The sequence below is a fragment of the Pseudomonas violetae genome, assembly GCF_023072615.1.
GTDB lineage: Bacteria > Pseudomonadota > Gammaproteobacteria > Pseudomonadales > Pseudomonadaceae > Aquipseudomonas > Aquipseudomonas violetae.
In genome coordinates this window covers 44,719-70,815 of record NZ_JAKNRW010000027.1, presented here as the reverse complement: position 1 = coordinate 70,815, position 26,097 = coordinate 44,719, and the positions used below count along the sequence as shown (strand labels likewise).

Below are 26,097 nucleotides of genomic sequence, written 5' to 3'. Positions count from 1 at the left end.
TGGCGGCTGCCGCCGCTGCCCTGGCAGTGCCGGCCCGCGACGGCCTGCGACTCAAGCAGCCGTCGGAATTTCGTTACATCGGCAAGGAAGGCATCAAGGCGATTGACGGTGCCGACATCGTCAATGGCCGTGCGGTCTTCGGCGCTGACGTGCACATCGAGGGGATGCTCTACGCGACCATCGCGCGCCCGGCGGTCTATGGCGGCAAGGTCAAATCCGTTGATTCGAGTGCGGCACTGAAAGTGCCTGGCGTGCTCAAGGTGATCAACATCGAAGGGCGGCCACTGCCGTCGGAATTCCAGCCCCTGGGTGGCGTGGCAGTGATCGCAAGCAACACCTGGGCGGCGATCAAGGGCCGCGAAGTGTTGAAGATCGAGTGGGACGATGGCCCCAATGCCAGCTATGACTCCATTGCCTACCGCAAGGAGTTGGAAGCTGCATCGCTCAAACCCGGCAAGGTTGTGCGCAATACCGGCAACATCGACGCGGCCATAGACGGCGCCGACAGTACGCTGGAAGCCTCTTATTATCTGCCGCACCTGGCGCAATCGCCGATGGAGCCAATGGTGGCCATTGCGCGCTTCAAGGACGGCGTCTGCGAAGCCTGGGCCCCGAGCCAGGCACCCCAGGTGACACGGGAGCGGATCAGCGAGCGCCTCGGCATCCCGTTCGATAACGTCACGTTCAACGTGACCCTGCTCGGCGGCGGCTTCGGGCGTAAGTCCAAGCCGGATTTTGTCATCGAAGCCGCGATCCTCGCCAAGGAGTTTCCTGGCAAGGCCGTGCGGGTGCAATGGACGCGTGAAGACGACATCCACTGTTCCTACTTTCATACCGTTTCGGCCGAGTACCTCAAGGCCAGCCTGAACAAGGACGGCCTGCCGTCCGGCTGGCTGCACCGTACCGTCGCGCCGAGTATCACGGCGCTGTTTGCCCCGGGCATGAACCACGAAGCGGCTTTTGAGCTGGGCATGGGCTTCACCAACATGGCCTATGCGATCCCCAATGTGCGCCTGGAAAACCCCGAGGCGAAGGCCTACACCCGGGTGGGTTGGTACCGTTCGGTGTCGAACATTCCCCACGGCTTTGCGATCCAGAGCTTTGTCGATGAATTGGCGCACAAGGCCGGCCGCGACCCGCTGGAGTACCAGATCAAACTGCTGGGCCCGGACCGCCAGATCGATCCGCGCACCTTGAGTGAAGAGTGGAACTACGGTGAGTCGCCAGAGCGCTATCCGATTGATACCGGCCGTATGCGCAAGGTCCTGGAAACTGCGGCGAAGGCCGCCGGCTGGGGTCGTGAATTGCCCAAGGGGCGTGGTCTTGGCCTGGCGGTGCACTACAGTTTTGTTACCTATGTCGCGGCGGTGATCGAGGTCGAGGTCAAGGATGACGGCACGCTGATCGTGCACAAGGCGGATATCGCGGTGGACTGCGGCCCGCAGATCAACCCGGAGCGGATTCGCTCGCAATTTGAAGGTGCCTGTGTGATGGGTCTGGGTAATGCGGTGCTCGGCGAAATCAGCTTCAAGGACGGCAAGGTCCAGCAGGATAACTTTCACATGTACGAAGTGGCGCGCATGTCCCTGGCGCCGAAGGTGGTTGCGGTGCACCTGGTCACTCCGCCGGGAGACGTGCCGCTTGGAGGCGTCGGCGAGCCGGGCGTTCCGCCGATTGCGCCGGCGCTGTGCAATGCGATTTTTGCCGCCACGGGCCACCGTATTCGCAACCTGCCAGTGCGTTACCAGTTGCAGGGTTGGCATAAGGCGCAAGCCTGATGGACAGCGTCGATCTGAATGTCCTGCGCAGCGTGCTGGAATGGCGCAATGCGGGCCAGCGGGTGGTGCTGTACAGCGTGGTCCAGACCTGGGGCACCGCGCCCCGGGCGCCTGGCGCCATGCTGGCGTTGCGTGAAGACGGCGTGGTGATCGGGTCCGTGTCAGGCGGCTGTGTCGAGGATGATCTGATTGCCCGCCTGCACGATGGGCGCATCCCGCCTGATGGGCCGCTGGTGCAGTTAATCACCTACGGCGTTACTCGCGAGGAAGCGGCACGCTTTGGCTTGCCCTGCGGCGGCACCTTGCGCCTGACCCAGGAGCACGTCGGCGATCCGGCCTGGGTGGCACAGTTGCTGGCACGTTGCGAGGCGCACGAAATTGTGGCGCGCTCGCTGTCTGTCGACACCGGTGAAGTGCTGCTTGAACCCGCAGACACGACGCAGGTGTTGACCTTTGACGGCAAGACGCTGCGGGCCATTTATGGTCCGCGCTGGCGTCTGCTGCTGATCGGCGCTGGCCAACTGTCGCGTTATGTCGCCGAGATGGCGCGGCTGCTGGATTTCGAGGTGCTGATCTGCGATCCGCGCACAGAATTCGTCTATGGCTGGGAAGAACAGCATGGGCGATTTGTCCCGGGCATGCCGGACGAAGCGGTACTGAATATCCAGACTGACGAGCGCACGGCCATTGTGGCGCTCACCCACGACCCGCGCCTGGATGACATGGCGCTGCTGACGGCGCTGGACTCCGATGCATTCTATGTCGGCGCGCTGGGTTCCCGGGTCAACAGTCTGAAGCGCCGCGATAACCTGGCCCAGCTAGGCTTGTCAGCAGCGGCCATCGAACGGCTGCACGGCCCGATCGGTTTGCACATTGGTAGTCATTCGCCAGCAGAAATCGCCTTGTCGCTTATGGCAGAAATCGTCTCGATCAAGAACGGCGTCGAACTCAAACAGAAGAAGCCCTTGCAGGAGGCCCTATGAGAGAACCCATCGGCGTCATCGTGCTGGCGGCGGGGCAGGGCGAGCGGTTTCGCCAGGTGGCGGGTGCCGACAAGGACAAGTTGCTGGCGGACTGCACTGGACGCGACGGTGCAGTTCGGTCGGTCATCGAGCACGTTTTGGTGAGCCTGCCGGCTACGCTGGACAAGCGCCTGCTGGTGACCACTGCGGATCGTCCCCAAGTGATTCGCATGGCCCAGGCTTACGGGTTCGAGGTGGTTTTGATCGAGTCCACAGGCATGGGTGACAGCATTGCCGCGGGAGTAGCGGCATGTCCACAGCTTGGCGGATGGGTGATTGTGCTGGGAGATATGCCGTTCATCCTGCCTTCGAGCATTGAGCGGGTGTTGGCGGGTATGGCGGATGACGCCATCAATGTGCTGGTGCATGACGGCGAGTATGGGCATCCGGTAGGTTTCGCGGGCTCGTTCGGGCCAGCGTTGATGGCGCTATCGGGGGATCGCGGGGCCAGGCCGTTGTTCGCTTTGGCCAGGGTGATTGAAGTGGTGGTGGATGATCCTGGCGTGTTGCGGGATGTGGATGTGCCTGGGGCACTGGTGTTTGTGTAAAACATTTGATTTTCAGGTCAATAAAAAGCCCCGCTCTGGATCACCAGGCGGGGCTTTTTGTCAGCCGTTGGAATCAGACGAGGGGTTTAGGCTCGTGCTCTTCTTCCTGGGCTTGTTCGTGTTGCTCTACCGCTTTCTGAACGGAGCGTGGTGCTTCGTGGATCGCTGACTCCACAGGCTCAGCGGCTGCTTCAGCAGCGACTTCAGCAACCACCGGTGCAGCCTCGACCACGGCTGGAGCAGCAGCGGCAGCCAGTTCGGCTTCCTTCTGCAGACGCTCGGCTTCACGCTTGCGACGACGCACTTCACGCGGGTCGTTTGGCGCGCGGCCATTTTCAGTCAGGGCGCTGGCTGGCGCGGCTTCGATCACCGGTGCAGCCTCTTCGGCTACAACCGGTGCTTCAACCGGCGCCTGCACCACTGGGGCAGGCTCTGGAGCCGCAACGACCGGCTCTGGCTCTGGCTCGGAAGCCGGAGTTTCAGCTACCGGGGCTGGTGTTTCTGCAACAGCTGGCTCGGCAACCCAGTTGAAAGCGGTTTGCTCTTCGCGAACTTCACGAATCGATTCGGTCACGGTTTCGGTGACTGTCTCGGCGTCTGGCTCTGGAATCACCGCTGGCGCTTCGACGACTGCCGCAGGTTGCGGTGCCGCTTCGGCTTCAGGCTGTGCTTCACGAACCGGTGCCACTTCGATTTCCGGCGAGGCGGTGGCTTCGACAGGCGAGGTCGCTTCAACCACGGGCGCTTCGACTGGAGCAGTCTCCGGGGTAGCGGCAGTAGCGCGTTCGGCTTGCTCGTTGGCCTGTGCTTCAGCTGGAGCGCTGATCACGGAGCTGGCAACGGCTGCAGTAACAGCCAGGCCGGCGGCCAGGTCGGCAGCGCTTGGTGCGTCGGCAGTGGCAGCCACTTCGCCTTCAGCGGAGTCAGACTCTTCCGAGCCTTCGATCACATTGCCGTTGGCATCACGTTGACGCTCGCGACGGTTGCTGCGACGACGCTGGCCACGTGAGCGACGACGTGGACGATCGCCTTCGGCGCCTTCCTGTCCGTCTTCCTGCAGTTGCTCTTCGTTGGACAGCAACTCTTCTTCGGCTACCGGAGCCACTGCTTGCTCGGTCCGTGGCTGACGTTCTTCACGCGGTGGGCGTGGAGCACGTTCTTCGCGCGGCTGGCGAGCCGGACGTTCTTCAGTGGTAGCGGTAGTGTTAGCAGCTGGAGCAACAGCGTCCAGAGGTTCGCGCAATTCGCGCACACGCTCTTCACGCTCGCCACGTGGCTTGCGGTCTTCACGTGGAGCGCGCGGTGCACGTTCTTCACGCGGTGGGCGCGGTGCACGCTCTTCACGTGGAGCGCGTTCTTCGCGGGCCACTATTGCCGGCGTTTCTTCACGAGCTTCCCGTGGAGCGCGTTCTTCACGCGGTGCACGTTCTTCACGAGGTTTGCGCTCTTCATCGCGGCGACCGTTACGGTTGCGACTTTGCTGACGACCGTTGCGACGTTCTTCGTTACGCGCCGGACGTTCGGTGGTTGCAGGTTTTTCAACCACAACCGGAGCGGCTGGCTCTTCCTTGGTTGCAAACAGGCTCACCAGCGACTTGACCAGGCCCTTGAACAGGCTTGGCTCTGGCACGGCAGCCGGTGCAGTCACAGGCGCGGCAGCGACGACTTCGGCAGGCACCGGAGCGTTAGCACGGGCCGGGGCCGTCTTGACCGCGGCTTCCTGGCGTACCAGGGTGCGGGTCGCAGCCGCTGGCTGGACTTCTTCCACTTCGGCAGCGGCAGCAGCGATTTCGTAGCTGGACTGGTTGATGTGGGCTTCCGGGCTGTCATCACGCAGACGCTGAACTTCGAAGTGCGGCGTTTCGAGGTGATCGTTCGGCAGGATGACGATGCGGGCACGGGTGCGCAGTTCGATCTTGGTGATCGAGTTGCGTTTTTCGTTGAGCAGGAAGGCTGCAACCGGAATCGGCACTTGAGCGCGAACTTCGGCAGTGCGGTCTTTCAGGGCTTCTTCTTCGATCAGGCGCAGGATCGCCAGGGACAGCGATTCAACGTCACGGATGATACCGGTGCCGTTGCAACGCGGGCAGACGATGCCGCTGCTTTCGCCCAGGGAAGGACGCAGGCGCTGACGAGACATTTCCAACAGGCCGAAGCGCGAGATGCGGCCGACTTGCACGCGGGCACGGTCAGCTTCCAGGCATTCGCGGACTTTCTCTTCCACGGCGCGCTGGTTCTTGGCTGGGGTCATGTCGATAAAGTCGATCACGATCAGGCCGCCGATATCACGCAGGCGCAGTTGGCGGGCGATTTCTTCAGCCGCTTCCAGGTTGGTCTGCAGCGCGGTTTCTTCGATGTCGCTGCCTTTGGTCGCACGCGCCGAGTTGATGTCGATGGACACCAGGGCTTCGGTCGGGTCGATCACAATGGAGCCGCCGGAAGGCAGTTCGACCACGCGCTGGAAGGCGGTCTCGATCTGGCTTTCGATCTGGAAACGGTTGAACAGCGGAACGCTGTCTTCGTAGAGCTTGATCTTGCTGGCGTACTGCGGCATCACCTGGCGGATGAAGGTCAGGGCTTCGTCCTGGGCTTCAACGCTGTCGATCAGCACTTCGCCGATGTCCTGGCGCAGGTAATCGCGGATCGCCCGGATGATCACGTTGCTTTCCTGGTAGATCAGGAATGGCGCGGAACGATCCAGCGAGGCTTCTTTGATGGCGGTCCAGAGTTGTAGCAGGTAATCGAGGTCCCACTGCATTTCTTCGCTGCTGCGGCCCAGGCCGGCAGTGCGCACGATCAGGCCCATGTCGGCTGGGGCAACCAGGCCGTTCAGGGCTTCACGCAGTTCATTGCGCTCTTCGCCTTCGATGCGACGGGAGATGCCGCCGGCACGCGGGTTGTTCGGCATCAGCACCAGGTAACGACCGGCCAGGCTGATAAAGGTGGTCAGGGCGGCGCCCTTGTTGCCACGTTCTTCTTTTTCAACCTGAACGATGACTTCCTGGCCTTCGCTCAGGACGTCCTTGATGTTGACGCGGCCTTCAGGGGCTTTCTTGAAGTATTCGCGGGATATTTCTTTGAGGGGCAGGAAGCCGTGGCGCTCAGAGCCGAAATCGACAAAGGCAGCCTCAAGGCTTGGTTCGATGCGAGTAATCCGGCCTTTATAGATGTTGGCCTTCTTCTGCTCGCGTGCACCGGATTCGATGTCCAGGTCGTAGAGGCGCTGGCCATCTACCAGTGCAACACGCAACTCTTCGGGTTGAGTTGCGTTAATCAGCATTCTTTTCATGTAGTACCGTCGGTTTCCGGGCTGCCGGAAACGGCGTTCGGCACACACGACTTCTCATGGTCGGTGTCAGGTGCGTCGGGAGTGGTTGGCCATTCCCGTGTCCAGCGATGTCCGGCCAATGTGGGCCTTCGTCGCGACGTACGCGTCCTGCTTGCTGTGGCTACTTAAGCACTCAGTCAGGAGGAGGAATCAACCAGTGGCTGTGGACGAGATGAAGCGTCTTGGAAAAGCCTATTGCTACACAGTCCAGCGGTTGTGCATCTCCACCCTACACGTATCCCTGATAATTCGGGTGCTGCCGCGCGCAGAATCCGCAACGGGTTGGCATTTACCGTGAGCTCCAAAAGGGGAGGTCACGCATCATGGCTAATTTAGGCGTTGTTTCCGAAACCTTCGCTCGAGGTCATTCGCAGCTGACTGCACTTTGTGAACTGGCCATGAATATTGGCTCGCAAGGCGAGTGAGAACTCTGCTCTGCGGCTTGATTCAGGCCTCATGTCACCTGCGCTCGTTACACCTGCAAACTCCACCGTTACGTAGCGAAAGCCCCGTAGGACGGCCTCGCGTCCTGGTGAATTGCATTGGTCAGGGCCGGTTTTAGACCGTTGGTCCGCTGTCCAGGCCGCTTTTGGCGGCGTTCGCGACTATAGCAGTAATGATTAAGTGCTTCAATTCCATAAAAAATTGATATCATCTGCGGCATGACGACTACTGCCCCCTCGACCCCAAGCGTACAACTGCTTGAGGTCTCGCCGGAATATGCCGGCCAACGAATTGACAACTTCCTTCTCGCTCGGCTCAAAGGCGTGCCCAAGACCCTGATTTACCGCATTTTGCGTAAAGGCGAAGTGCGGGTGAACAAAGGTCGGATCAAGCCCGAATACAAGCTGCAGGCGGGCGATATCGTGCGCGTGCCGCCGGTGCGCGTGCCTGAGCGCGACGAGCCGGTGCCGCTGGCACAAGGCCTGCTGCAGCGCCTCGAAGCCTCGATTATCTTCGAAGACAAGGCCCTGATCGTGATCAACAAGCCTTGCGGCATTGCGGTTCACGGTGGCAGCGGCCTGACCTATGGAGTGATCGAAGCCTTTCGTCAGTTGCGCCCCGATTGCAAGGAGCTCGAACTGGTTCACCGGCTCGACCGAGACACTTCTGGCCTGCTGATGATCGCCAAGAAGCGCAGCATGTTGCGTCACTTGCACACGGCCTTGCGCGGTGATGGCGTGGACAAGCGCTACATGGCGCTGGTTCGTGGCAACTGGGCGGCCTCGATCAAGCAAGTCCGTGCCTCGCTGGGCAAGAGCAACCTGCGTTCCGGCGAGCGTATGGTCGAGGTCGACGAGGAGGAGGGCAAGGAGTCCGTGACGGTGTTCAAGGTACTGCGGCGCTTCGGTGACTTTGCGACCATGGTCGAAGCCCGGCCGATTACCGGCCGTACCCACCAGATCCGCGTGCACACCTTGCATGCCGGGCACTGCATTGCTGGCGACCCGAAATACGGGGACGAGGGTTTCAGTAAGGAAATCCGCGACCTGGGTGGCAAGCGTCTGTTCCTGCACGCCTATCTGCTGACCGTGCCGCTGCCGGATGGTGGCGAGCTCAAGTTGCAGGCACCAGTGGATGAAATGTGGGCCAAGACCGTGGAGCGCCTGAGTGCACCCCTCTGATTGCAAACTGCTGATATTTGACTGGGACGGGACCCTCGCGGATTCCATTGGTCGGATCGTCGAGGCCATGCATGTGGCCTCCGAGCGCTCGGGGTTTGAGTTGCGCGATGATTTCGCCGTCAAGGGCATCATCGGTCTCGGCTTGCCGGAAGCGATTCGCACCCTGTATCCGGACATCGGCGATGCCCAGTTGGTCGAGTTTCGGGAGTATTACGCCGATCACTATATTGCCGCCGAGGCTGTGCCTTCGCCGTTGTTCGAGGGTGTGCTCGAGTCGATGGAGGCGTTTCGCGCCGAGGGCTATCATCTAGCCGTTGCGACCGGCAAGGCCCGTCGCGGGCTCGACCGGGTATTAAAGGCTCATGGTTGGGAGAGGTATTTCGACATCACCCGTGCGGCTGATGAAACTGCCAGCAAGCCCCATCCTCTGATGCTGGAACAGATCCTCGCCCACTGCGAAGTTCGCCCGGAGCAGGCGCTGATGGTCGGGGATTCCTCTTTCGACCTGCAGATGGCTCGCAACGCCGGCATGGCTTCGGTAGCCGTCAGCTACGGCGCGCAATCGATCGAGGCGCTGAAGCTCTTCGAGCCACGACTGGCCATTGATCGTTTTTCAGAATTGCATGCCTGGCTGAATCAGCGGGCTTAACAGGTTTTTTGGGGTAGACGGCATGACCGACGAATGGAAAGCGCCCGCCAAGGTGGATGCGCAGAGCGGTGACGAGAAAAGCTGGAAGTTGCTGGAAAAGACCTTGCTGGCCAGCGTGCAGGAGCAGCGCCGGTCCCGTCGCTGGGGAATTTTCTTCAAGCTGCTGACCTTCGTGTATCTGTTTGGCGCGTTGATGCTGTTCACGCCGCTGATGGATATGGAAAAAGCCGCGACCCGCAGCGCCAACTACACCGCACTGATCGAGGTCACTGGCGTGATTGCCGACAAAGAGCAGGCTAGCGCCGACAATATCGTCGGCAGCCTGCGAGCTGCCTTCGAGGACGACAAGGTCAAGGGCGTGGTCCTGCGGATCAACAGTCCGGGCGGCAGTCCGGTGCAGTCAGGTTATGTGTACGACGAGATTGTTCGCCTGCGCGCATTACATCCTGATATCAAGGTATACGCGGTCATCTCCGATCTGGGGGCTTCCGGTGCTTACTACATCGCCAGCGCCGCCGATCAGATCTATGCGGACAAGGCCAGCCTGGTGGGCTCCATTGGGGTGACTGCGGCCGGTTATGGCTTTGTCGGCACCATGGAGAAGCTTGGGGTGGAGCGCCGTACCTACACGTCTGGCGAGCACAAGTCATTCCTTGATCCGTTCCAGCCGCAGAAGCCTGAGGAGACTCAGTTCTGGCAGGGCGTGCTCGATACCACTCATCAGCAATTCATCAGCAGCGTGAAGAAGGGGCGTGGCGATCGCCTGAAAGACAAGGAGCACCCGGAGCTGTTCTCCGGGCTGGTCTGGTCGGGTGAGCAGGCGCTGCCACTGGGTTTGATCGATGGGTTGGGCAGTGCCAGTTCGGTGGCCCGCGATGTCATCGGCGAGAAAGAACTGGTGGATTTCACCGTTCAGGAGTCGACCTTCGATCGCTTCTCGAAGAAGCTGGGCGCCAGCGTGGCTGAGCAACTGGCGATGTGGATGGGTTTCCACGGCCCGTCGTTGCGCTAGTTTACATTTGTTCTTTACGGCACCCGTACACCCTCTGCCAGCAGCATATCGATCAGCCGAATCAGCGGCAGGCCGATCAGGCTGGTGGCGTCAGGGCCTTCTGTGCGCTGAAACAGGCTCACCCCTAATCCTTCGGCCTTGAAGCTGCCAGCGCAGTCGTAGGGCTGCTCTGCATGCAGGTAGCGTTCGATGCGCGCCAGGTCAAGGGTGCGCATGTGCACCGTGAACGGTACGCAGTCCACCTGGCAATGACCGGTCTGGCTGTTGAGCAGGGCCAGGCCCGTGAGGAAAGTCACGCTGGCGCCGCTGGAAGCGAGCAACTGATCCCGCGCCTTCTCGAACGTGTGCGGTTTGCCAATGATGCGGTCACCGAGTACCGCGACCTGGTCGGAACCAATTATCAGATGATCCGGGTGAGTCTCGGCCAGTGCCTGGGCTTTTTCCCGTGCCAGGCGCTTGACCAGTTCAATGGCGGACTCATGCGGGCGATGAGTTTCATCAATATCCGGCGAGCTGCAGACGAACGGCAGCTGCAGGCGGGCGAGCAGTTCCCGGCGGTAAACCGAGCTTGAAGCGAGTAATAAAGGCAGCATGCGCAACTCCAGAAGTCAGTCGCGAATTCTAGCGAGGCTTCCAAGTGACGCACAGGGCTGAATTTCCTTTGACATGGCTGGGTGCATCCCTATAATGCTGCGCCTATGTTGAATGACCCGATTCCACCTCACGTTGACCCGCGCAAATTGGCTGATCGTGGCACCACCCTTCAAGGTGAACTGCTGCTGGCCGATTTGGAGAGACTCTGCGACCCGCTTTCCGACACTGTCGGTACGGTGCAGGCTAAATTCGTTTTTGAACGAGATGAACGTAAGTCTGTGGTAATCCACAGTTTTATCGACACCGAAGTCAAAATGGTTTGCCAGCGTTGTCTTGAGCTGGTCACCCTGCCGATCCATAGCGAATGCAGTTATGCTGTGGTGAAGGAGGGTGCGAATACCCAGTCGTTGCCGAAAGGTTATGACGTGCTGGAACTGGGCGAAGATCCATTGGATCTGCAGTCACTGATCGAGGAGGAGCTTTTGCTCGCCTTGCCCATTGTGCCTGCTCATCATCCGGAAGAATGCCAGCAGCCGGCGGGTCTCGATGAGCCCGAACCGAGCGAGGACGAGGTAACGCGGTCCAACCCGTTCAGTGTATTGGCGCAGTTAAAGCGTGACCCAAACGTTTAGGAGTTAATCAATTATGGCTGTTCAGCAGAACAAAAAATCCCGCTCTGCCCGTGACATGCGTCGTTCGCACGACGCCCTGACGGCAAGCACTCTGTCTGTAGAAAAAACCACTGGTGAAATTCACCTGCGTCACCACGTATCGCCAGAAGGCGTATACCGTGGCCGTAAAGTGATCGACAAGGGCGCTGACGAGTAATCACTTGTCTGCTCAAGTCATCGCGATTGACGCAATGGGCGGGGACTTCGGTCCCCGCAGCATTGTTCAGGCCAGCCTCGCTTGTCTGAATGCTACGCCCTCGCTGCACCTGACCCTCGTCGGTCAACCCTCTCTCCTTGAAGAATTGCTCGCAGGCCAATCGGCTGCGGATCGCGCGCGCCTGTCTATCGTACCCGCCCATGAAGTTATTACCATGGACGAGAAGCCTGCCCAGGCATTGCGTGGCAAGCCGGATTCGTCGATGCGTGTCGCGCTGGAGTTGTTGCGCGATGGCAAGGTCCAGGCCTGTGTCAGTGCTGGCAATACCGGGGCTTTGATGGCGTTGTCGCGGTTCGTGCTCAAGACTTTGCCGGGCATTGATCGACCGGCGATGGTGGCGGCAATTCCGACGCAGACGGGCTATTGCCAGTTGCTCGACCTCGGGGCTAACGTCGATTGCAGCGCCGAACACCTGTTGCAGTTTGCGGTGATGGGGTCGGTGGCGGCCGAGACGCTGGGTATCGTCCGGCCGCGAGTCGCGTTGTTGAATATCGGCACCGAGCACATCAAGGGCAATCAGCAGGTCAAGCGGGCTGCAACCTTGTTGCAGGCGGCCCGTGGCATCAACTACATCGGTTTTGTCGAGGGCGATGGGTTGTATCGCGGCGAAGCCGATGTCGTGGTCTGCGACGGTTTTGTCGGCAACATCCTGCTCAAGTCCAGCGAAGGCCTGGCCACCATGATTGCCGGGCGTATCGAAGCGTTGTTCAAGAAGAGCGTCGTTTCTCGGATGGTTGGTGCCCTGGCGTTGCCGTTGATGAGGCGGCTGCAGGCCGATCTGGCACCTGCACGACACAATGGCGCAAGCTTTCTCGGCTTGCAGGGCATTGTAGTGAAGAGCCACGGCTCCGCCGGTGTGGAAGGATTTCAGAGTGCGATATCGCGCGCCTTGATCGAGATCCAGGAAAATCTGCCGGAGCGCATACACGGTCGTCTGGAGAATTTGTTGCTTTAGGCGTTTTCGTCGGACAATGCTTAAATGTGACCGCTCAGTTCAATTGGCCATCCAACTGTCAGTTTCTTGCGTCCCCCTGGTGGGACGTCAATTCTCCGACGACAAGATCATTAGGGGCTTGTTACATGTCTGCTTCCCTCGCATTCGTCTTTCCAGGACAGGGTTCGCAGTCCCTCGGCATGCTGGCCGAGTTGGGCGCGCAACATCCGATTGTCCTTGAAACGTTCAAAGAAGCTTCCGACGCCCTGGGTTACGACCTGTGGGCACTGACCCAACAAGGGCCGGAAGAGCAACTCAATCAAACCGACAAGACCCAGCCGGCCATCCTGACCGCCTCAATCGCCTTGTGGCGCCTGTGGCTGGCAGAAGGCGGCGCACGTCCGGCCTACGTGGCCGGTCACAGCCTGGGCGAGTACAGTGCGCTGGTTGCTGCCGGTAGCCTGAGCCTGGCTGGCGCGGTCAAGCTCGTCGAGCGCCGTGGCCAGCTGATGCAGGAAGCTGTGCCGGCCGGTCAGGGCGGCATGGCCGCAATCCTCGGCTTGGACGATGCCGATGTGCTGGCAGCCTGCGCCGAAGCGGCGCAAGGTGAAGTGGTCAGTGCAGTCAACTTCAACTCCCCAGGCCAGGTGGTCATCGCCGGTGCCAAGGCGGCGGTGGAGCGTGCCATCGAAGGCTGCAAGGCCCGTGGTGCCAAGCGCGCCATGCCGTTACCGGTCAGTGTGCCGTCCCATTGCGAGCTGATGCGCCCGGCTGCCGAGCGTTTCGCCGAATCGATCGCCGCGATCGACTGGCAGACGCCGCAGATTCCTGTGGTGCAGAACGTCAGCGCAGCAGTGCCGGCCGATCTGGAAACCCTCAAGCGCGATCTGCTCGAACAGCTGTACAAGCCTGTGCGCTGGGTTGAATCGGTGCAGGCGCTGGCCGCCAAGGGCGCGACCCAGTTGGTCGAATGCGGCCCTGGCAAAGTGCTGGCCGGCCTGAACAAACGTTGTGCCGACGGCGTAGCAACATCCAACCTCAATACCCCAGACGCTTTCGCTGCCGCCCGTGCAGCGTTGGCCTGAATCAGGAGAAACTTGCATGAGTCTGCAAGGTAAAGTTGCACTGGTCACCGGTGCGAGCCGCGGAATCGGCCAGGCTATCGCCTTGGAACTGGGTCGTCAGGGCGCCATCGTCGTGGGTACTGCGACTTCCGCATCCGGCGCCGAGCGCATTGCTGCGACCCTGAAAGAAAACGGTATCCAAGGCACTGGCCTGGAACTCAATGTTACCAGTGACGAGTCGGTCGCAGCCGTGTTGGCGAGCATCTCCGAGCAGTTCGGTGCGCCGGCGATCCTGGTCAACAATGCCGGCATCACCCGCGATAATCTGATGATGCGGATGAAAGATGACGAATGGCATGACGTTGTCGATACCAACCTGAACAGTCTGTTCCGCCTGTCCAAGGGCGTTTTGCGTGGCATGACCAAGGCGCGTTGGGGACGAATTATCAGTATTGGCTCTGTTGTGGGTGCCATGGGCAACGCAGGCCAAGTAAACTACGCCGCCGCCAAGGCCGGTCTGGAAGGTTTCAGCCGTGCACTGGCGCGTGAAGTCGGTTCGCGTTCGATTACGGTAAACTCGGTGGCCCCTGGGTTCATCGACACCGATATGACCCGTGAACTGCCGGAGGCGCAGCGTGAATCCTTGGTGACACAGATTCCGCTGGGCCGTCTGGGGCAAGCTCAAGAGATCGCGTCTGTGGTCGCTTTTCTTGCGTCCGACGGTGCGGCATACGTTACTGGGGCTACAATCCCGGTGAACGGCGGGATGTACATGAGTTAAATGTGACGGACTGCTTCAAAAAAATGTCATACGAGCTGTCTAAAATCCGTTATAAAGCTGCAATCTATTTATAGGCATCGGGCTGCAGGGTTAGAGGAGTGAAGCTTTCAGTTGAAAAACTGAAAAGTCTTTCTATACACTTACCCACTGGCCAGCTGCCTGAATTTGTCCATTAGGAGTGAAAACAAGGTATGAGCACCATCGAAGAGCGCGTCAAGAAAATCGTTGCCGAGCAACTGGGCGTTAAGGAAGAAGAAGTGACTAACAGCGCTTCCTTCGTTGAAGACCTGGGTGCTGACTCCCTTGACACCGTTGAGCTGGTGATGGCTCTGGAAGAGGAATTCGAGACCGAAATCCCTGACGAAGAAGCTGAAAAGATCACTACTGTACAAGCTGCAATCGACTACGTTACCAGCCACCAGGCGTAATAGTTTGTAGTCGTTGCTTGCTGTCATGGAAAAACCGCACTGCCTCATGGCGTGCGGTTTTTTCTTTAGACCTGATGCAAAGTCGTCATTTGAAAAAGGAGAGTGCTGTGTCGCGTAGACGCGTCGTAGTCACCGGTATGGGTATGTTGTCGCCACTGGGCACGGATGTGCCAAGCAGTTGGCAGGGCATTCTGGCTGGCCGCAGTGGCATTGGTCTGATCGAACACACCGACCTTTCTGCCTATTCCACCCGTTTTGGCGGCTCGGTAAAGGGCTTCAATGTCGAGGAATACCTGTCGGTCAAGGAAGCGCGCAAGCTCGACCTGTTCATTCAATACGGTCTGGCCGCAGGGTTTCAGGCAGTAAAGAATGCAGGCCTGGAAGTGACCGATGCCAACCGCGAACGCATCGGCGTCGCCATGGGCTCGGGCATTGGCGGCCTGACCAACATTGAAGACACCAGCCGTACCCTGCATGATTCCGGCCCTCGACGGATTTCGCCGTTTTTCGTGCCCGGCTCGATCATCAATATGATTTCCGGATTCCTGTCCATCCACCTCGGAGCACAGGGGCCCAACTACGCCATCGCCACGGCCTGTACCACGGGTACACACTGCATCGGCATGGCGGCACGCAACATCATGTACGACGAAGCCGACGTGATGATCGCCGGTGGTGCCGAGATGGCCGCGTGTGGCCTGGGCATGGGCGGCTTCGGTGCCTCCCGGGCGCTGTCGACTCGCAACGACGAGCCAACCCGTGCCAGCCGTCCTTGGGACAAGGGGCGTGACGGCTTTGTACTGTCCGACGGTGCTGGCGCGCTGGTTCTCGAAGAACTGGAGCATGCCAAGGCTCGCGGTGCGACCATCTATGCCGAGTTGATCGGTTTCGGCACCAGTGGCGATGCGTTCCATATGACTTCGCCTCCTGCCGATGGTGCGGGTGCTGCCCGGTGCATCACCAATGCCCTGCGCGATGCCAGGATCAATGGCGACCAGGTCCAGTACATCAATGCCCACGGCACCTCGACTTCGGCCGGTGACCTTGCCGAGGCCTGTGCGATCAAGTCGGTGTTCGGTGATCATGCCTACAAGCTGGCCGTCAGTTCGACCAAGTCCATGACCGGTCACCTCCTGGGTGCGGCAGGCGCGGTTGAAGCGATCTTCAGTGTGCTGGCGATCAACAGCCAAGTGGCGCCGCCGACCATCAACCTTGACGAACCCGACGAAGGCTGTGACCTCGACTTCGTGCCGCACACTGCGCGCAATATGGATATCGATGTGGTTCTGTCCAACTCCTTCGGATTTGGTGGGACCAACGGCTCGCTGGTGTTCCGCCGGTTCGCTGGCTGATGGACAGCTGGGTCGACGGTCAGCTGGCGCACGCTCTGTCGCTGAAGGATCGCGGCCTGGCCTACGGTGATGGTCTGTTCGAGACCATCGCCGTGCGCAAGGGCACCCCGATATTGCTTGACCGACATCTGGCGCGGTTGCTCAAGGGTTGCCAGCGCCTGGCAATCAATCTTGATGGCGCGGTGGTGCGCACCGAGCTACTGGCCTATGCCCAGGCGCTCGGTGAAGGCGTACTCAAGCTGATCGTCACCCGTGGCGAAAGTGCTCGCGGCTACGCGCCGGACCCTGTCGTTGTGGCGCGACGGATCATGCTGGGCAATCCTCCTGCGACTTACCCGGTGTCACACGCGGAGCATGGCGTGCGCCTGTTCCCTTGCGCAACCCGGCTGTCCCTGCAGCCCTTGCTTGCCGGTCTCAAGCACCTCAATCGCCTGGAACAGGTCATTGCCCGTTCCGAGTGGCAAGACGCTGAGCACGCCGAAGGCCTGATGCTCGACCAGGCGGGTCGCGTGATCGAGGGCGTGTTCAGTAATTTGTTCCTGGTGCGTGATGGTGTGCTGATCACTGCCGACCTTGAGCGCTGCGGAGTCGCCGGGGTGATGCGCGCTGAATTATTGTTTCAAGCCGAGTCTTCGGCGATCCCTGTACAAATCATCGATATCACCCTGGAACAGCTGCAATGGGCCGATGAAGTCTTTGTCTGTAACAGTGTTTATGGCATCTGGCCGGTGCGTGCCTATGCCGCACTGAGCTGGCCGGTTGGCCCGCTCACCCGTAAACTCCAAACCATTGCCCATGCGCTATTGGATGCTTGATTCGTGAGACGTAAATTCTTGCTGCTGCTGGAAACCGGATTGGTTCTGGCGGGGCTGTTGTTCGGCGCTTGCGCCTGGAAAATTCATTCGGCGCTGGATCAGTCGCTGAACATCACCCAGGAGGAGATGCTCGAAGTACCCAGGGGCACGACGCCAACCCGCACTTTCTACCGACTCGAAGCCGATGGCGTCATCAAGGACGCGTTCTGGCTTCGCGTGTACTGGCGCTTTAACCTCGCCGGACAACCCCTGCACAGCGGCGAATACCGAATGCAGCCCGGCATGACCGTCGCAGGTTTGATCCAATCGTGGACGCGCGGGGACGTGGTGCAGTACAGCGTGACTCTGGTCGAGGGCTGGAATTTCCATCAGGTCCGCGCGGCCCTGGCCAAAGACGAAAAACTCGACCAGACACTTGATGGTTTGAGCGACACCCAGGTGATGGAAAAACTTGGCCACCCGGGGATTTTTCCGGAGGGGCGTTTTTTTCCCGATACCTACCGTTTTGTTCGCGGCATGACCGACATCGAATTGCTCCAAACCGCCTACGAGCGCCTCGACGAAGTGCTTGCCAGGGAATGGAACCAGCGGGCCCCGGATCTACCCTACGCAGATCCGTATCAGGCACTGATCATGGCCTCCCTGGTGGAGAAAGAAACCGGTGTGCCGCAGGAGCGCGGGCAGATCGCCGGGGTGTTCGTGCGACGCATTGCGATGGGCATGCTCTTGCAGACAGACCCGACCGTGATTTACGGCCTGGGCGATCGCTATCGCGGTAAATTGACTCGCGCGCACCTCAGGGAAGCGACACCGTATAACACCTACATGATTTCAGGCCTGCCGCCGACTCCCATCGCCATGGTCGGGCGCGAAGCGATTCACGCGGCCTTAAATCCGGTGGCGGGCAGCAGTCTGTATTTTGTTGCCCGTGGCGATGGCAGTCATGTCTTTTCCGATGACCTGGATGCGCACAACAATGCAGTGCGCGAGTACCAGCTCAAACGTCGCGCCGATTACCGATCCAGCCCGGCACCAGCGACTGCACCTGGGATATCAGCGCCTGAAACACCTGATGTCGCCACCCCGGCCGACGAGGCGCCAATTCCTGCCGCGTCGCCCAACCCCGATCCCGAGGCTTTGCCCCAGGTAGCACCGCAGGAGCCGCCATCGGCGCCTGCAGCCGAACCGGACGCCACCACGCCGCAAAGCCCGCAATGACCCTGACTAAGGACTGCCTGTGACTGGCTTGTTTATTACCCTGGAAGGCCCTGAGGGCGCCGGCAAGAGCACCAATCGCGAATACCTGGCCGAACGCCTGCGCGCCGCCGGTATCGAGGTCGTGTTGACCCGGGAGCCGGGCGGCACGGCGCTGGCCGAGCGAATTCGTGAAGTGCTGCTGGCACCGGTTGAAGAAGTCATGAACCCGGACACCGAGTTGCTCTTGGTTTTCGCCGCTCGCGCCCAGCACCTGGCCGAAGTCATCCGCCCGGCATTGGCCCGGGGGGCGGTGGTGCTGTGCGATCGTTTCACCGATTCGACCTATGCCTATCAAGGTGGTGGCCGTGGCCTGTCGCTGGAACGTATCGCCACCTTGGAATCCTTCGTCCAGGGGACCCTGCGCCCTGGCCTGACATTGATTTTTGATCTGCCGGTGGAAGTCGGTCTGGCGCGCGCCAGTGCCCGTGGGCGCCTCGACCGCTTTGAGCTGGAAGGCCGGGCCTTCTTCGATGCTGTGCGCAGCGCCTTCCTCAAGCGCGCTGAAGCCGATCCTGCGCGTTATGTGCTGGTGGATGCCGCGCAACCGCTGGGGCAGGTCCAGCAGTCCCTGGACGCCTTGCTCCCGCGTCTGCTGGAGCTGGCCCGTGGCTGAAGCCTATCCCTGGCAGGAATCGCTCTGGCAGCAACTGGCCGGTCGCAAGCAGCATGCCCACGCCTATCTGTTGCACGGCCCGGCCGGAATCGGCAAGCGTGCATTGGCCGAGCGCTTGATGGCCAGCCTGCTGTGCCAGCGTCCGACCGCCCAGGATGCCTGCGGCGAATGCAAATCCTGCCTGCTGCTCAAGGCCGGCAGCCACCCCGACAACTACATCCTCGAACCGGAAGAGGCGGACAAGGCGATCAAGGTCGACCAGGTTCGCGAACTGGTGAGTTTCGTAGTGCAGACCGCGCAGATGGGCGGGCGCAAAGTAGTGCTGATAGAACCCGTTGAGGCGATGAATATCAACGCCGCCAATGCCTTGCTAAAAAGTCTTGAAGAGCCTTCTGGCGATACCGTCCTGCTCCTGGTCAGTCACCAGACCAGCCGCCTGCTGCCGACTATCAAGAGCCGTTGCGTGCAGCAGGCCTGCCCACTGCCAGGCCAGGCAATGAGCCTGGCCTGGCTGGCGCGCACTTTGCCCGACTGCTCCGAAGAGGAGCGCGTAGAGCTGTTGACCCTGGCCGCCGGTTCGCCGCTGGCAGCGGTCAAGCTGCAGGCCCAAGGGGTGCGCGAGCAGCGGGCGCTGGTGGTCGACGGGGTCAAGAAACTGCTCAAGCAACAGCAGTCGCCAACGCAGTTGGCCGAAGGTTGGAATGCGATTCCGTTGTTGTTGCTGTTCGACTGGTTCTGCGACTGGTCGAGCCTGATCCTGCGTTATCAGTTGACCCAGGATGAAGAAGGGCTGGGGCTGGCGGACATGCGTAAAGTGATTCAATACCTGGCGCAGAAGTCCGCTCAGGACAAGGTTCTCGATATCCAGGACTGGATTCTCGCCCAGCGCCAGAAAGTTATGAGCAAAGCGAACCTCAACCGGGTATTACTGCTCGAGGCATTGTTGGTGCAATGGGCGTCTTTGCCCGGCCAGAAGTGACTAGACTCTGAACATCAGCAGTGGAGGTCAGCATGAGTGAACCCGTCAACTCCGGACCGCGAAACGGCATCCTGTCCCTGACCATCAAGGACAAGTCGGTGCTTTACGCGGCGTACATGCCTTTCATCAAGAACGGTGGCCTGTTTATTCCGACCAACAAGAGTTACCGGTTGGGCGACGAAGTATTCATGCTGCTCAACCTGATGGACGAAGCCGAGAAGATTCCTGTCGCCGGCAAGGTCACCTGGATCACGCCCAAAGGCGCTCAGGGCAACCGCGCCGCCGGTGTCGGTGTACAGTTCAATGACGGTGACAACACCGCGCGCAGTCGAATCGAAACCCATCTGGCCGGAGCCCTGAAGTCCGACCGTCCCACTCATACGATGTAAGTTGCAGCCCTCTTCATGCTCGTAGATTCCCATTGTCACCTTGATAGACTCGACCTCGCCGCGCACAACGGCTCGCTGGATGCAGCGCTGGATGCGGCCCGGCAACGGGGCGTCGGTCACTTTCTGTGTATTGGCGTCAGCGTCGACAATGCCGCCGGCGTCAAGGCCCTGGCCGACCGTTACGCCGATGTCGACTGCTCGGTTGGCGTGCATCCGCTGGATGTACAGCCGGGTGCGGCCCCAGCCCTGGACTGGCTGTTGCAGGAGCTCAACCATCCGCGCGTGGTGGCCATCGGTGAGACAGGCCTGGACTACCACTACGAGCCGGAAGCGGCCGAGTTGCAGCAGGAATCGTTTCGCCTGCATCTGCAGGCGGCACAGCAGACCGGCAAACCGGTGATCATTCATACCCGCGGAGCCCGCGCCGACACGCTGAGCCTGCTGCGCGAAGCCGCGCTGCCTCAGGCAGGGGTGCTGCATTGCTTCACTGAAGACTGGGAGATGGCGAAAGCGGCACTGGACATGGGTTATTACATTTCCTTGTCCGGGATTGTCACTTTCCGCAATGCTGACGCCCTGCGCGATGTCGCCAGCAAGGTCCCGGCCGATCGATTGCTGGTGGAAACCGATTCGCCGTATCTGGCACCCATCCCCCATCGAGGCAAGCCAAACCTGCCGCAGTACGTGCGTGAGGTAGCGGAATTTCTGGCAATGTTGCGCGGTGAGTCCTACGAGCAATTTGCCGCGCAAACCACTGAGAATTTCAAGCGGCTGTTTCCGTTAGCGCACGTGAAAGGTTAAATCGCAGGCAAAAAAAACCCGGGTTCTGGGGGGTGAATCCGGGTTAAGACCATTAGGAGTAAAACAAAGATACGCGGTCCGTTGGTACCTTTATCGTCGAGACACTTGGGGGAGATGTCCCGTCGACAGTTGAAGTATTGATCAGTATTGCGCTGAGTCCAGTTTAGCCGGTCGGGTTTTTAAACAATTTTGGAATACCCGCGCTTCGGAAGTGTTCTCATCAATCGGCCAGGTGCAGGAAAACCTCAAGAAACACAGATATGGTCGGATGATCCGTGCATTTTGGCGCAAGTTAGGCATAATACGCGGCTTCGAATTTTGACCCCTACAGACCTTTTTCTTATGCATAAAGAACCTCGTAAGGTCCGTGAGTTTCGTCGCCGCGAGCAGGAAATTCTCGATACCGCGCTCAAGCTGTTCCTCGAACAAGGTGAAGACAGTGTCACCGTCGAGATGATTGCTGATGCCGTCGGTATCGGCAAAGGCACGATCTACAAGCACTTCAAGTCCAAGGCCGAGATCTACTTGCGCCTGATGCTCGACTACGAGCGTGACCTGAACGAGCTGTTGCACTCCGCCGATGTCGACAAGGACAAGGAAGCGCTGTCCCGCGCCTACTTCGAATTCCGCATGCGCGATCCGCAACGCTACCGGTTGTTCGATCGCCTGGAAGAAAAGGTGGTCAAGGGCAATCAGGTGCCGGAGATGGTCGAGGAACTGCACAAGATCCGCGCCTCGAACTTCGAGCGCCTGACCCTGTTGATCAAGGGCCGGATCAGCGAAGGCAAGCTCGAAGATGTCCCGCCTTACTTCCACTACTGCGCATCCTGGGCGCTGGTGCACGGTGCCGTGGCGCTGTATCACTCGCCGTTCTGGAGCAATGTGCTGGAAGATCAGGAAGGCTTCTTCCAGTTCCTGATGGACATCGGCGTGCGCATGGGCAACAAGCGCAAGCGCGACACCGACACTCCAAGCAGCTGAGCCATTCAGCAGCCTGATTGCGCCATGATATTCGCACCATGGCGAGGACCGCAGGAATATACTCAGGCATGGGGCTTGCTAAAACTTGATTTGTGAGTCAAGTTTTAGCTGTTCCATTTCCTTTCGCCGGAGTGCTCCATGATCGTTGACCGTCAAGGCAGGCGTTTTCGCAATTTGCGGATCAGCCTGACCTCAGCCTGCAATTACGCGTGTACTTACTGCGTGCCTGATGGCAAGCGGCTGGTGGCTGCGCAGGATGAACTGTCAGCCGATGCTATGGCGCGCGGCGTGGCCTATCTGATCGAAGCGGCTGGCATCGAGCGTTTGCGCATCACGGGTGGCGAGCCGCTGGTCAGTCCGAAACTCGAAGCCTTCATGGCCGCCGTTGGCAAGATGGGCCTGGAAGACATCAGCCTGACCACCAATGGCCAGTTGCTGGCGAAGAAGCTGCCATTGCTCGTGGACGCCGGCATCCGCCGGATCAATGTGTCCCTCGATACCCTGGATGCCGGCGCATTCCGTAGCATCGCGCGTGGCGGCGACCTGGCGACCGTGCTCAATGGCATGGACCAGGCCAGCGCGGCGGGCATGAAGATCAAGGTCAACATGGTGCCGTTGCGCGGGCAGAACCTCGACCAGGTGATGCCGCTGCTCGATTATTGCCTGGAGCGTGGCTATGAACTGCGCTTTATCGAGCTGATGCGCATGGGGCACCTTGCCAGTGACTCCAATGCCTTCCTGCAGCAATTCGTCAGCCTCCAGCAGTTGCTCGACCTGATTGGCGAGCGCTACGAGTACCTGCAGGCCGATGCCCCCGTCGATGCCACGGCGGTGCGCTACGAGATCCCAGGCATGGGCCACTTCGGGGTGATTGCCAACGAAAGCGTGCCATTCTGCCGCACCTGCTCGCGGTTGCGGCTGTCGTCTACGGGCTGGCTGCATGGTTGCCTGTCGTCGAGCAACCGCCACTATGTCGGCGACCTGCTGGACAAACCTCGCCACCAGGCGTTGCCAGCCTTGCAGCGGCTTCTGGTAAAGGCGCTGGGAGACAAGCAGGAAGTGGCGTTCTCCGGTGGCGCGACCATCATGAAGATCATCGGCGGCTGAAAATCCGCCTTCGCGAGCATCAGGCACCGATAAGCTTGAGCTTGAGCTGGCGCGGAAGCTGCATCCAACGCCCATTCGCCGGTTTTCCGTCACCGGCCTCTGGAGGACAGGATGCGTAACCCGGTTTTGCTGCTGGCCATTTTGGCGCTTGGTGGCTGCATGAACGTCAGTGATATGGCCGAAGGCACCCGTTATCACATGAGTGATGCCGGCCTGCTCGACCACAGCGACAGTCGTCGGGTCAATAACCTGCGGATCCAGGCGGACTCCTTCGTCTACATCGCCCAAGGTGCTTTTGCGCCACCTGGCGGCACTGCTTACCCGCGGCCCAACGTCATTGCCGAAGTCGCCTTCGATGGATTTATCGAATACTTCCCCATGGTGCGCCGCGCTCGCGCCCCCGAGGGTCTCGACGAAGCCATGGGCGAGGCCCGCGCAGTGGGCGCTCACTATCTGCTGTACACGCGCTTTGCCAAGGCCGATGACCGCATCGGCAACTCCGATGAGTGGCTGGATCAGGAAGCCTTGGACCGGCTGGGTATCGATACTGGCGTGATTCAGATCATGTTGATCGAGACCAGCACCCAGTATTTGATCGATACTGCACGCATCAAGAGTCGCGGCGGTTTGCTGACGTTCCACGACTCCAGGCCCGAGGACCTGATGGGTCCGCCGCTTGAGCAGTACGCGCGCAGCCTGCTGGGCATCAGTGATCAATAATTTCCAAGGAGTACACCATGAGCGGACCGCAAAAAGCCAACGACCTGTTGGGGCAGATTCCCAAGACCAAAGGCCTGCCGCCGGTCCACCTGTGGAATCCCGACTTCTGTGGCGACATTGATATGCGCATAGCCCGGGACGGCACCTGGTATTACCTGGGCACGCCGATCGGACGCAAGCCGATGGTCAAGCTGTTCTCCACCATCATCCGCCGCGACGGTGATGATTACTTTCTGATCACGCCGGTCGAGAAGGTCGGTATCAAGGTCGATGACGCGCCGTTTGTGGCCATCGCCGTGGACGTGGAAGGAGAGGGTGAGGCGCAGTTGCTGCGGTTTACCACCAATGTTGAGGAGACTGCCGAAGCGGGCGTCGAGCACCCGATCCGCGTGGTGATCGATCCGGTCACCCAGGAGCCGGCGCCTTACGTGCATGTGCGGAGCAATCTCGAAGCGCTCATCCATCGCAATGTGTTCTACCAGTTGGTGGAGCTGGCCGTCACCCGTGAAATCGGCGGGCTGCGCTGGCTTGGCGTGTGGAGTGGTGGTGAGTTCTTCCCGATCGGTCTTGAGCCCTGACCGATTTTTGTGGGCAGACTGTTAAATACAAATTGACACCCAATCGTATGATGATTAGCGTGGACACCCATCGCGAGCGTCTTAACGTCGCCCCAGCATCGAGGTCTCCATGTCCAGTAGCTTTCACGCATCGACCGTCGACTGGCTGGGTTGCTGGATCGCCACTGGCCAGGTAAAGCCCGGCGCGACCATCAAGGTCGAAGCCGACCTGGGCGAGCAGTTGGGTGTCAGTCGCACGGTTATCCGCGAAGCCATCAAGACCCTGGTTGCTAAAGGAATGCTCGAAGTCGGCCCGAAAGTTGGCACCCGGGTTTTGCCAGTGCGCCGCTGGAACCTCTTTGATCCGCAGGTGGTGGGCTGGCTCTCGCACAGTGGCCTACCGGAAAATTTCGTCGACGACCTCCTGGACCTGCGCCGCACCATTGAGCCGATGGCGGTGCGTTGGGCTTGTGAAAGAGCCACCGCCGAGCAGGTCCAGGCGATACGCCAGGCCTTCAATGCGCTCGAACGGGCGGTGGACAGCGGCGTCGACTACAACCGCGCCGACCAGATGTTTCACGAATGCATACTCTCCGCCAGCCATAATCAATTCATCGAACAGATGGTCCCGGCCCTCGGTGCGCTGCTGGCCGTGTCCTTCGAGGTATCTGCTGCCGATCCGGACGAATTGCGACGAACCCTGCCCATCCACAGGGACATGGCCGAGGCCATCGCCGCCCGCGATACTGCGCGCGGGGTCTGGGCCTGCATGACCCTGATCGATAACGCGGACCTGGCCATCAAGCGTTACTACCCGCAAGTCATGGCCGATAAAAAGGCCAGTTGACGGCCGCGCTGCGACCTACAAAAAAAAGAATAGGGCAGGAGGTTTCATGGCGTGCAATGCAGTAACCGAACACCGTGCCCGGCTGGGCGAGGCTCCGTTCTGGGACGTCGCGACCCAGGCGCTGTACTGGGTCGATATCGCGGGCAAGCAGGCACTGCGCCTGATCGGCGCTAATGTGCAGATCTGGGAGATGCCGGAGCACGTGTCGGCCTTCATTCCCTGTGACAGCGGCGACGCGCTGGTGACTTTGAGCAGCGGAGTCTATCGCCTCGACCTTGACTCCCCTGGCCTTGAACCGCGACTGAGTCTGTTCTGCGTGGTTGATCCGCAACCGGGTAACCGCACGAACGAGGCACGCTGCGATGCCCAGGGGCGGCTGTGGCTCAGCACCATGCAGAACAACATCGGCCTCAAGGGCGAGGACTTACCGCTGACGCGTCGCTCCGGTGGCCTATTCCGTATCGATCATGATGGTCGCGTCACGCCGTTGCTGCGCGGGCTGGGCATTCCCAACACCCTGCTGTGGAGTGATGACCAGACCACTGTGCACTTCGGCGACAGCCTCGACGGCACCCTGTACCAGCATTTCATCCGCACTGACGGCAACCTTGATCCCGCGCGTGTCTGGTTCGGCCCCCATTCGCGTGGTGGCCCGGATGGCTCAGCAATGGATGCCCAGGGACATGTCTGGAACGCCCGATGGGACGGCAGCTGCCTGCTCAGGCTGACGCCCCAAGGGCAGGTCGATCGAGTGATCGAGCTACCGGTTAGCCGTCCCACCAGTTGCGTGTTTGGCGGCCGGGACCTGCAAACCCTCTACATCACCAGCGCTGCGAGCCCGCGTAATCACCCGCTGGACGGTGCATTGCTGGCAATGGAAGTCGATGTTGAAGGGAAAGTCTGTCAGCGTTTTGCTGGGTAGATCCCTTAATATGGGATGTAAAATTATATATTGAGATAGTTGTGCGGTCGGGTTTATAGTCGGCCGCATCGGTTACACGCACTCACAACAAAAAAACAAGACAGGT

27 protein-coding genes are annotated in these 26,097 nt (G+C 60.1%); 25 read left to right on the top strand and 2 right to left on the bottom strand.

All coding sequences use genetic code 11. The annotated features are described in order from the left end of the window. The 3 genes from L9059_RS23300 to L9059_RS23290 form a co-directional block, all read left to right on the top strand. A partial coding sequence (locus L9059_RS23300) for a xanthine dehydrogenase family protein molybdopterin-binding subunit (protein ID WP_247293247.1) occupies positions 1-1,778 on the top strand: 1,778 nt, incomplete at its 5' end. Then, positions 1,778-2,761 (top strand): XdhC family protein, encoded by a 984-nt coding sequence (locus L9059_RS23295; RefSeq protein WP_247293246.1) that lies wholly within the window; start codon positions 1,778-1,780, stop codon positions 2,759-2,761. The genes L9059_RS23300 and L9059_RS23295, both read left to right, overlap by 1 nt. Then, positions 2,758-3,348, top strand: a complete 591-nt coding sequence (locus L9059_RS23290; protein ID WP_247293245.1) for a nucleotidyltransferase family protein — start codon at positions 2,758-2,760, stop codon at positions 3,346-3,348. Before L9059_RS23295 ends, L9059_RS23290 begins: the two co-directional genes overlap by 4 nt. A gap of 73 nt (positions 3,349-3,421) precedes the next feature. On the opposite strand, the gene rne is transcribed toward L9059_RS23290, so the two are convergent. Beyond that, entirely contained in the window at positions 3,422-6,637 is a 3,216-nt protein-coding gene (gene rne, locus L9059_RS23285) for a ribonuclease E (protein ID WP_247293244.1), read from the bottom strand. A 701-nt stretch (positions 6,638-7,338) separates the two neighbouring features. Between rne and rluC the strand changes: the two genes are divergently transcribed. Genes rluC through sppA form a run of 3 tightly spaced genes read left to right on the top strand, consistent with a single transcriptional unit; the run spans position 7,339 to position 9,962 of the window. Continuing rightward, entirely contained in the window at positions 7,339-8,301 is a 963-nt protein-coding gene (rluC, locus tag L9059_RS23280) for a 23S rRNA pseudouridine(955/2504/2580) synthase RluC (RefSeq protein ID WP_045061729.1), read from the top strand. Continuing rightward, positions 8,288-8,950, top strand: coding sequence for an HAD-IA family hydrolase (locus L9059_RS23275; RefSeq protein ID WP_247293243.1), 663 nt, complete (start codon positions 8,288-8,290; stop codon positions 8,948-8,950). Before rluC ends, L9059_RS23275 begins: the two co-directional genes overlap by 14 nt. Before the next feature lie 22 nt (positions 8,951-8,972). After that, positions 8,973-9,962, top strand: a complete 990-nt coding sequence (gene sppA, locus L9059_RS23270; protein WP_247293242.1) for a signal peptide peptidase SppA — start codon at positions 8,973-8,975, stop codon at positions 9,960-9,962. 14 nt (positions 9,963-9,976) lie between these two features. Here sppA and L9059_RS23265 read toward each other — a convergent pair whose 3' ends face one another. Then, positions 9,977-10,555: a Maf family protein gene (locus L9059_RS23265; RefSeq protein ID WP_247293241.1), complete on the bottom strand. Its 579-nt coding sequence runs from the start codon at positions 10,553-10,555 to the stop codon at positions 9,977-9,979. A gap of 105 nt (positions 10,556-10,660) precedes the next feature. Between L9059_RS23265 and L9059_RS23260 the strand changes: the two genes are divergently transcribed. The 19 genes from L9059_RS23260 to L9059_RS23170 all read left to right on the top strand — a co-directional run bounded on the left by L9059_RS23260 (position 10,661) and on the right by L9059_RS23170 (position 25,991). Further along, a complete protein-coding gene (locus tag L9059_RS23260; RefSeq protein WP_004371317.1) occupies positions 10,661-11,188 on the top strand; it encodes a YceD family protein in 528 nt (175 codons plus the stop codon). A 13-nt stretch (positions 11,189-11,201) separates the two neighbouring features. Next, the gene (rpmF, locus tag L9059_RS23255; RefSeq protein WP_008152339.1) at positions 11,202-11,384 is read left to right on the top strand and encodes a 50S ribosomal protein L32; all 183 of its coding nucleotides are present in this window, start codon (positions 11,202-11,204) and stop codon (positions 11,382-11,384) included. A 4-nt stretch (positions 11,385-11,388) separates the two neighbouring features. After that, positions 11,389-12,399 carry a phosphate acyltransferase PlsX gene (plsX, locus tag L9059_RS23250; protein WP_247293240.1) on the top strand — a complete coding sequence of 337 codons (1,011 nt, stop codon included), beginning with the start codon at positions 11,389-11,391 and terminating at the stop codon, positions 12,397-12,399. Positions 12,400-12,524: 125 nt separating this feature from the next. Then, positions 12,525-13,463, top strand: a complete 939-nt coding sequence (gene fabD / locus L9059_RS23245) for an ACP S-malonyltransferase (RefSeq protein WP_247293239.1) — start codon at positions 12,525-12,527, stop codon at positions 13,461-13,463. A gap of 16 nt (positions 13,464-13,479) precedes the next feature. After that, on the top strand, positions 13,480-14,223 hold the full coding sequence (gene fabG / locus L9059_RS23240) for a 3-oxoacyl-ACP reductase FabG (protein ID WP_247293238.1): 744 nt from the start codon (positions 13,480-13,482) through the stop codon (positions 14,221-14,223). A 191-nt stretch (positions 14,224-14,414) separates the two neighbouring features. Next, on the top strand, positions 14,415-14,651 hold the full coding sequence (gene acpP, locus L9059_RS23235; protein WP_004371293.1) for an acyl carrier protein: 237 nt from the start codon (positions 14,415-14,417) through the stop codon (positions 14,649-14,651). Positions 14,652-14,758: 107 nt separating this feature from the next. Next, positions 14,759-16,003 (top strand): beta-ketoacyl-ACP synthase II, encoded by a 1,245-nt coding sequence (gene fabF / locus L9059_RS23230; RefSeq protein WP_247293237.1) that lies wholly within the window; start codon positions 14,759-14,761, stop codon positions 16,001-16,003. After that, a complete protein-coding gene (gene pabC, locus L9059_RS23225) occupies positions 16,003-16,818 on the top strand; it encodes an aminodeoxychorismate lyase (protein ID WP_247293236.1) in 816 nt (271 codons plus the stop codon). Before fabF ends, pabC begins: the two co-directional genes overlap by 1 nt. Positions 16,819-16,821: 3 nt before the next feature. Beyond that, positions 16,822-18,036: an endolytic transglycosylase MltG gene (gene mltG, locus L9059_RS23220; protein WP_247293235.1), complete on the top strand. Its 1,215-nt coding sequence runs from the start codon at positions 16,822-16,824 to the stop codon at positions 18,034-18,036. 19 nt (positions 18,037-18,055) lie between these two features. Further along, the gene (gene tmk, locus L9059_RS23215) at positions 18,056-18,688 is read left to right on the top strand and encodes a dTMP kinase (RefSeq protein WP_247293234.1); all 633 of its coding nucleotides are present in this window, start codon (positions 18,056-18,058) and stop codon (positions 18,686-18,688) included. Beyond that, on the top strand, positions 18,681-19,667 hold the full coding sequence (locus L9059_RS23210) for a DNA polymerase III subunit delta' (RefSeq protein ID WP_247293233.1): 987 nt from the start codon (positions 18,681-18,683) through the stop codon (positions 19,665-19,667). Before tmk ends, L9059_RS23210 begins: the two co-directional genes overlap by 8 nt. Before the next feature lie 32 nt (positions 19,668-19,699). Beyond that, the gene (locus tag L9059_RS23205; protein ID WP_247293232.1) at positions 19,700-20,056 is read left to right on the top strand and encodes a PilZ domain-containing protein; all 357 of its coding nucleotides are present in this window, start codon (positions 19,700-19,702) and stop codon (positions 20,054-20,056) included. A 15-nt stretch (positions 20,057-20,071) separates the two neighbouring features. Beyond that, positions 20,072-20,857, top strand: a complete 786-nt coding sequence (locus tag L9059_RS23200) for a TatD family hydrolase (protein WP_247293231.1) — start codon at positions 20,072-20,074, stop codon at positions 20,855-20,857. A 342-nt stretch (positions 20,858-21,199) separates the two neighbouring features. Continuing rightward, positions 21,200-21,838, top strand: coding sequence for a TetR/AcrR family transcriptional regulator (locus L9059_RS23195; protein WP_019689364.1), 639 nt, complete (start codon positions 21,200-21,202; stop codon positions 21,836-21,838). Between the two features lie 138 nt (positions 21,839-21,976). Beyond that, entirely contained in the window at positions 21,977-22,945 is a 969-nt protein-coding gene (locus L9059_RS23190; protein ID WP_247293230.1) for a GTP 3',8-cyclase MoaA, read from the top strand. 111 nt (positions 22,946-23,056) lie between these two features. Then, entirely contained in the window at positions 23,057-23,665 is a 609-nt protein-coding gene (locus tag L9059_RS23185) for a DUF4823 domain-containing protein (RefSeq protein ID WP_247293229.1), read from the top strand. Positions 23,666-23,682: 17 nt separating this feature from the next. After that, positions 23,683-24,243: a DUF1285 domain-containing protein gene (locus L9059_RS23180; RefSeq protein ID WP_247293228.1), complete on the top strand. Its 561-nt coding sequence runs from the start codon at positions 23,683-23,685 to the stop codon at positions 24,241-24,243. 109 nt (positions 24,244-24,352) lie between these two features. Then, positions 24,353-25,069, top strand: a complete 717-nt coding sequence (locus L9059_RS23175; RefSeq protein ID WP_247293227.1) for a FadR/GntR family transcriptional regulator — start codon at positions 24,353-24,355, stop codon at positions 25,067-25,069. Positions 25,070-25,115: 46 nt separating this feature from the next. Then, entirely contained in the window at positions 25,116-25,991 is an 876-nt protein-coding gene (locus tag L9059_RS23170; RefSeq protein WP_247293226.1) for an SMP-30/gluconolactonase/LRE family protein, read from the top strand. The last annotated feature ends 106 nt before the right edge of the window (positions 25,992-26,097 follow it).

Bases quoted from the DNA above. Each gene is read 5' to 3' on its own strand.
- L9059_RS23185 (WP_247293229.1), top strand. From the start codon at position 23,057: ATGCGTAACCCGGTTTTGCTGCTGGCCATTTTGGCGCTTGGTGGCTGC.
- L9059_RS23295 (WP_247293246.1), top strand. From the start codon at position 1,778: ATGGACAGCGTCGATCTGAATGTCCTGCGCAGCGTGCTGGAATGGCGC.
- L9059_RS23180 (WP_247293228.1), top strand. From the start codon at position 23,683: ATGAGCGGACCGCAAAAAGCCAACGACCTGTTGGGGCAGATTCCCAAG.
- L9059_RS23265 (WP_247293241.1), bottom strand. From the start codon at position 10,555: ATGCTGCCTTTATTACTCGCTTCAAGCTCGGTTTACCGCCGGGAACTG.
- L9059_RS23260 (WP_004371317.1), top strand. From the start codon at position 10,661: ATGTTGAATGACCCGATTCCACCTCACGTTGACCCGCGCAAATTGGCT.
- L9059_RS23200 (WP_247293231.1), top strand. From the start codon at position 20,072: ATGCTCGTAGATTCCCATTGTCACCTTGATAGACTCGACCTCGCCGCG.
- pabC (WP_247293236.1), top strand. From the start codon at position 16,003: ATGGACAGCTGGGTCGACGGTCAGCTGGCGCACGCTCTGTCGCTGAAG.
- L9059_RS23190 (WP_247293230.1), top strand. From the start codon at position 21,977: ATGATCGTTGACCGTCAAGGCAGGCGTTTTCGCAATTTGCGGATCAGC.
- sppA (WP_247293242.1), top strand. From the start codon at position 8,973: ATGACCGACGAATGGAAAGCGCCCGCCAAGGTGGATGCGCAGAGCGGT.
- fabG (WP_247293238.1), top strand. From the start codon at position 13,480: ATGAGTCTGCAAGGTAAAGTTGCACTGGTCACCGGTGCGAGCCGCGGA.
- L9059_RS23195 (WP_019689364.1), top strand. From the start codon at position 21,200: ATGCATAAAGAACCTCGTAAGGTCCGTGAGTTTCGTCGCCGCGAGCAG.
- L9059_RS23290 (WP_247293245.1), top strand. From the start codon at position 2,758: ATGAGAGAACCCATCGGCGTCATCGTGCTGGCGGCGGGGCAGGGCGAG.
- L9059_RS23175 (WP_247293227.1), top strand. From the start codon at position 24,353: ATGTCCAGTAGCTTTCACGCATCGACCGTCGACTGGCTGGGTTGCTGG.
- fabD (WP_247293239.1), top strand. From the start codon at position 12,525: ATGTCTGCTTCCCTCGCATTCGTCTTTCCAGGACAGGGTTCGCAGTCC.
- acpP (WP_004371293.1), top strand. From the start codon at position 14,415: ATGAGCACCATCGAAGAGCGCGTCAAGAAAATCGTTGCCGAGCAACTG.
- rpmF (WP_008152339.1), top strand. From the start codon at position 11,202: ATGGCTGTTCAGCAGAACAAAAAATCCCGCTCTGCCCGTGACATGCGT.
- rluC (WP_045061729.1), top strand. From the start codon at position 7,339: ATGACGACTACTGCCCCCTCGACCCCAAGCGTACAACTGCTTGAGGTC.
- rne (WP_247293244.1), bottom strand. From the start codon at position 6,637: ATGAAAAGAATGCTGATTAACGCAACTCAACCCGAAGAGTTGCGTGTT.
- L9059_RS23205 (WP_247293232.1), top strand. From the start codon at position 19,700: ATGAGTGAACCCGTCAACTCCGGACCGCGAAACGGCATCCTGTCCCTG.
- L9059_RS23170 (WP_247293226.1), top strand. From the start codon at position 25,116: ATGGCGTGCAATGCAGTAACCGAACACCGTGCCCGGCTGGGCGAGGCT.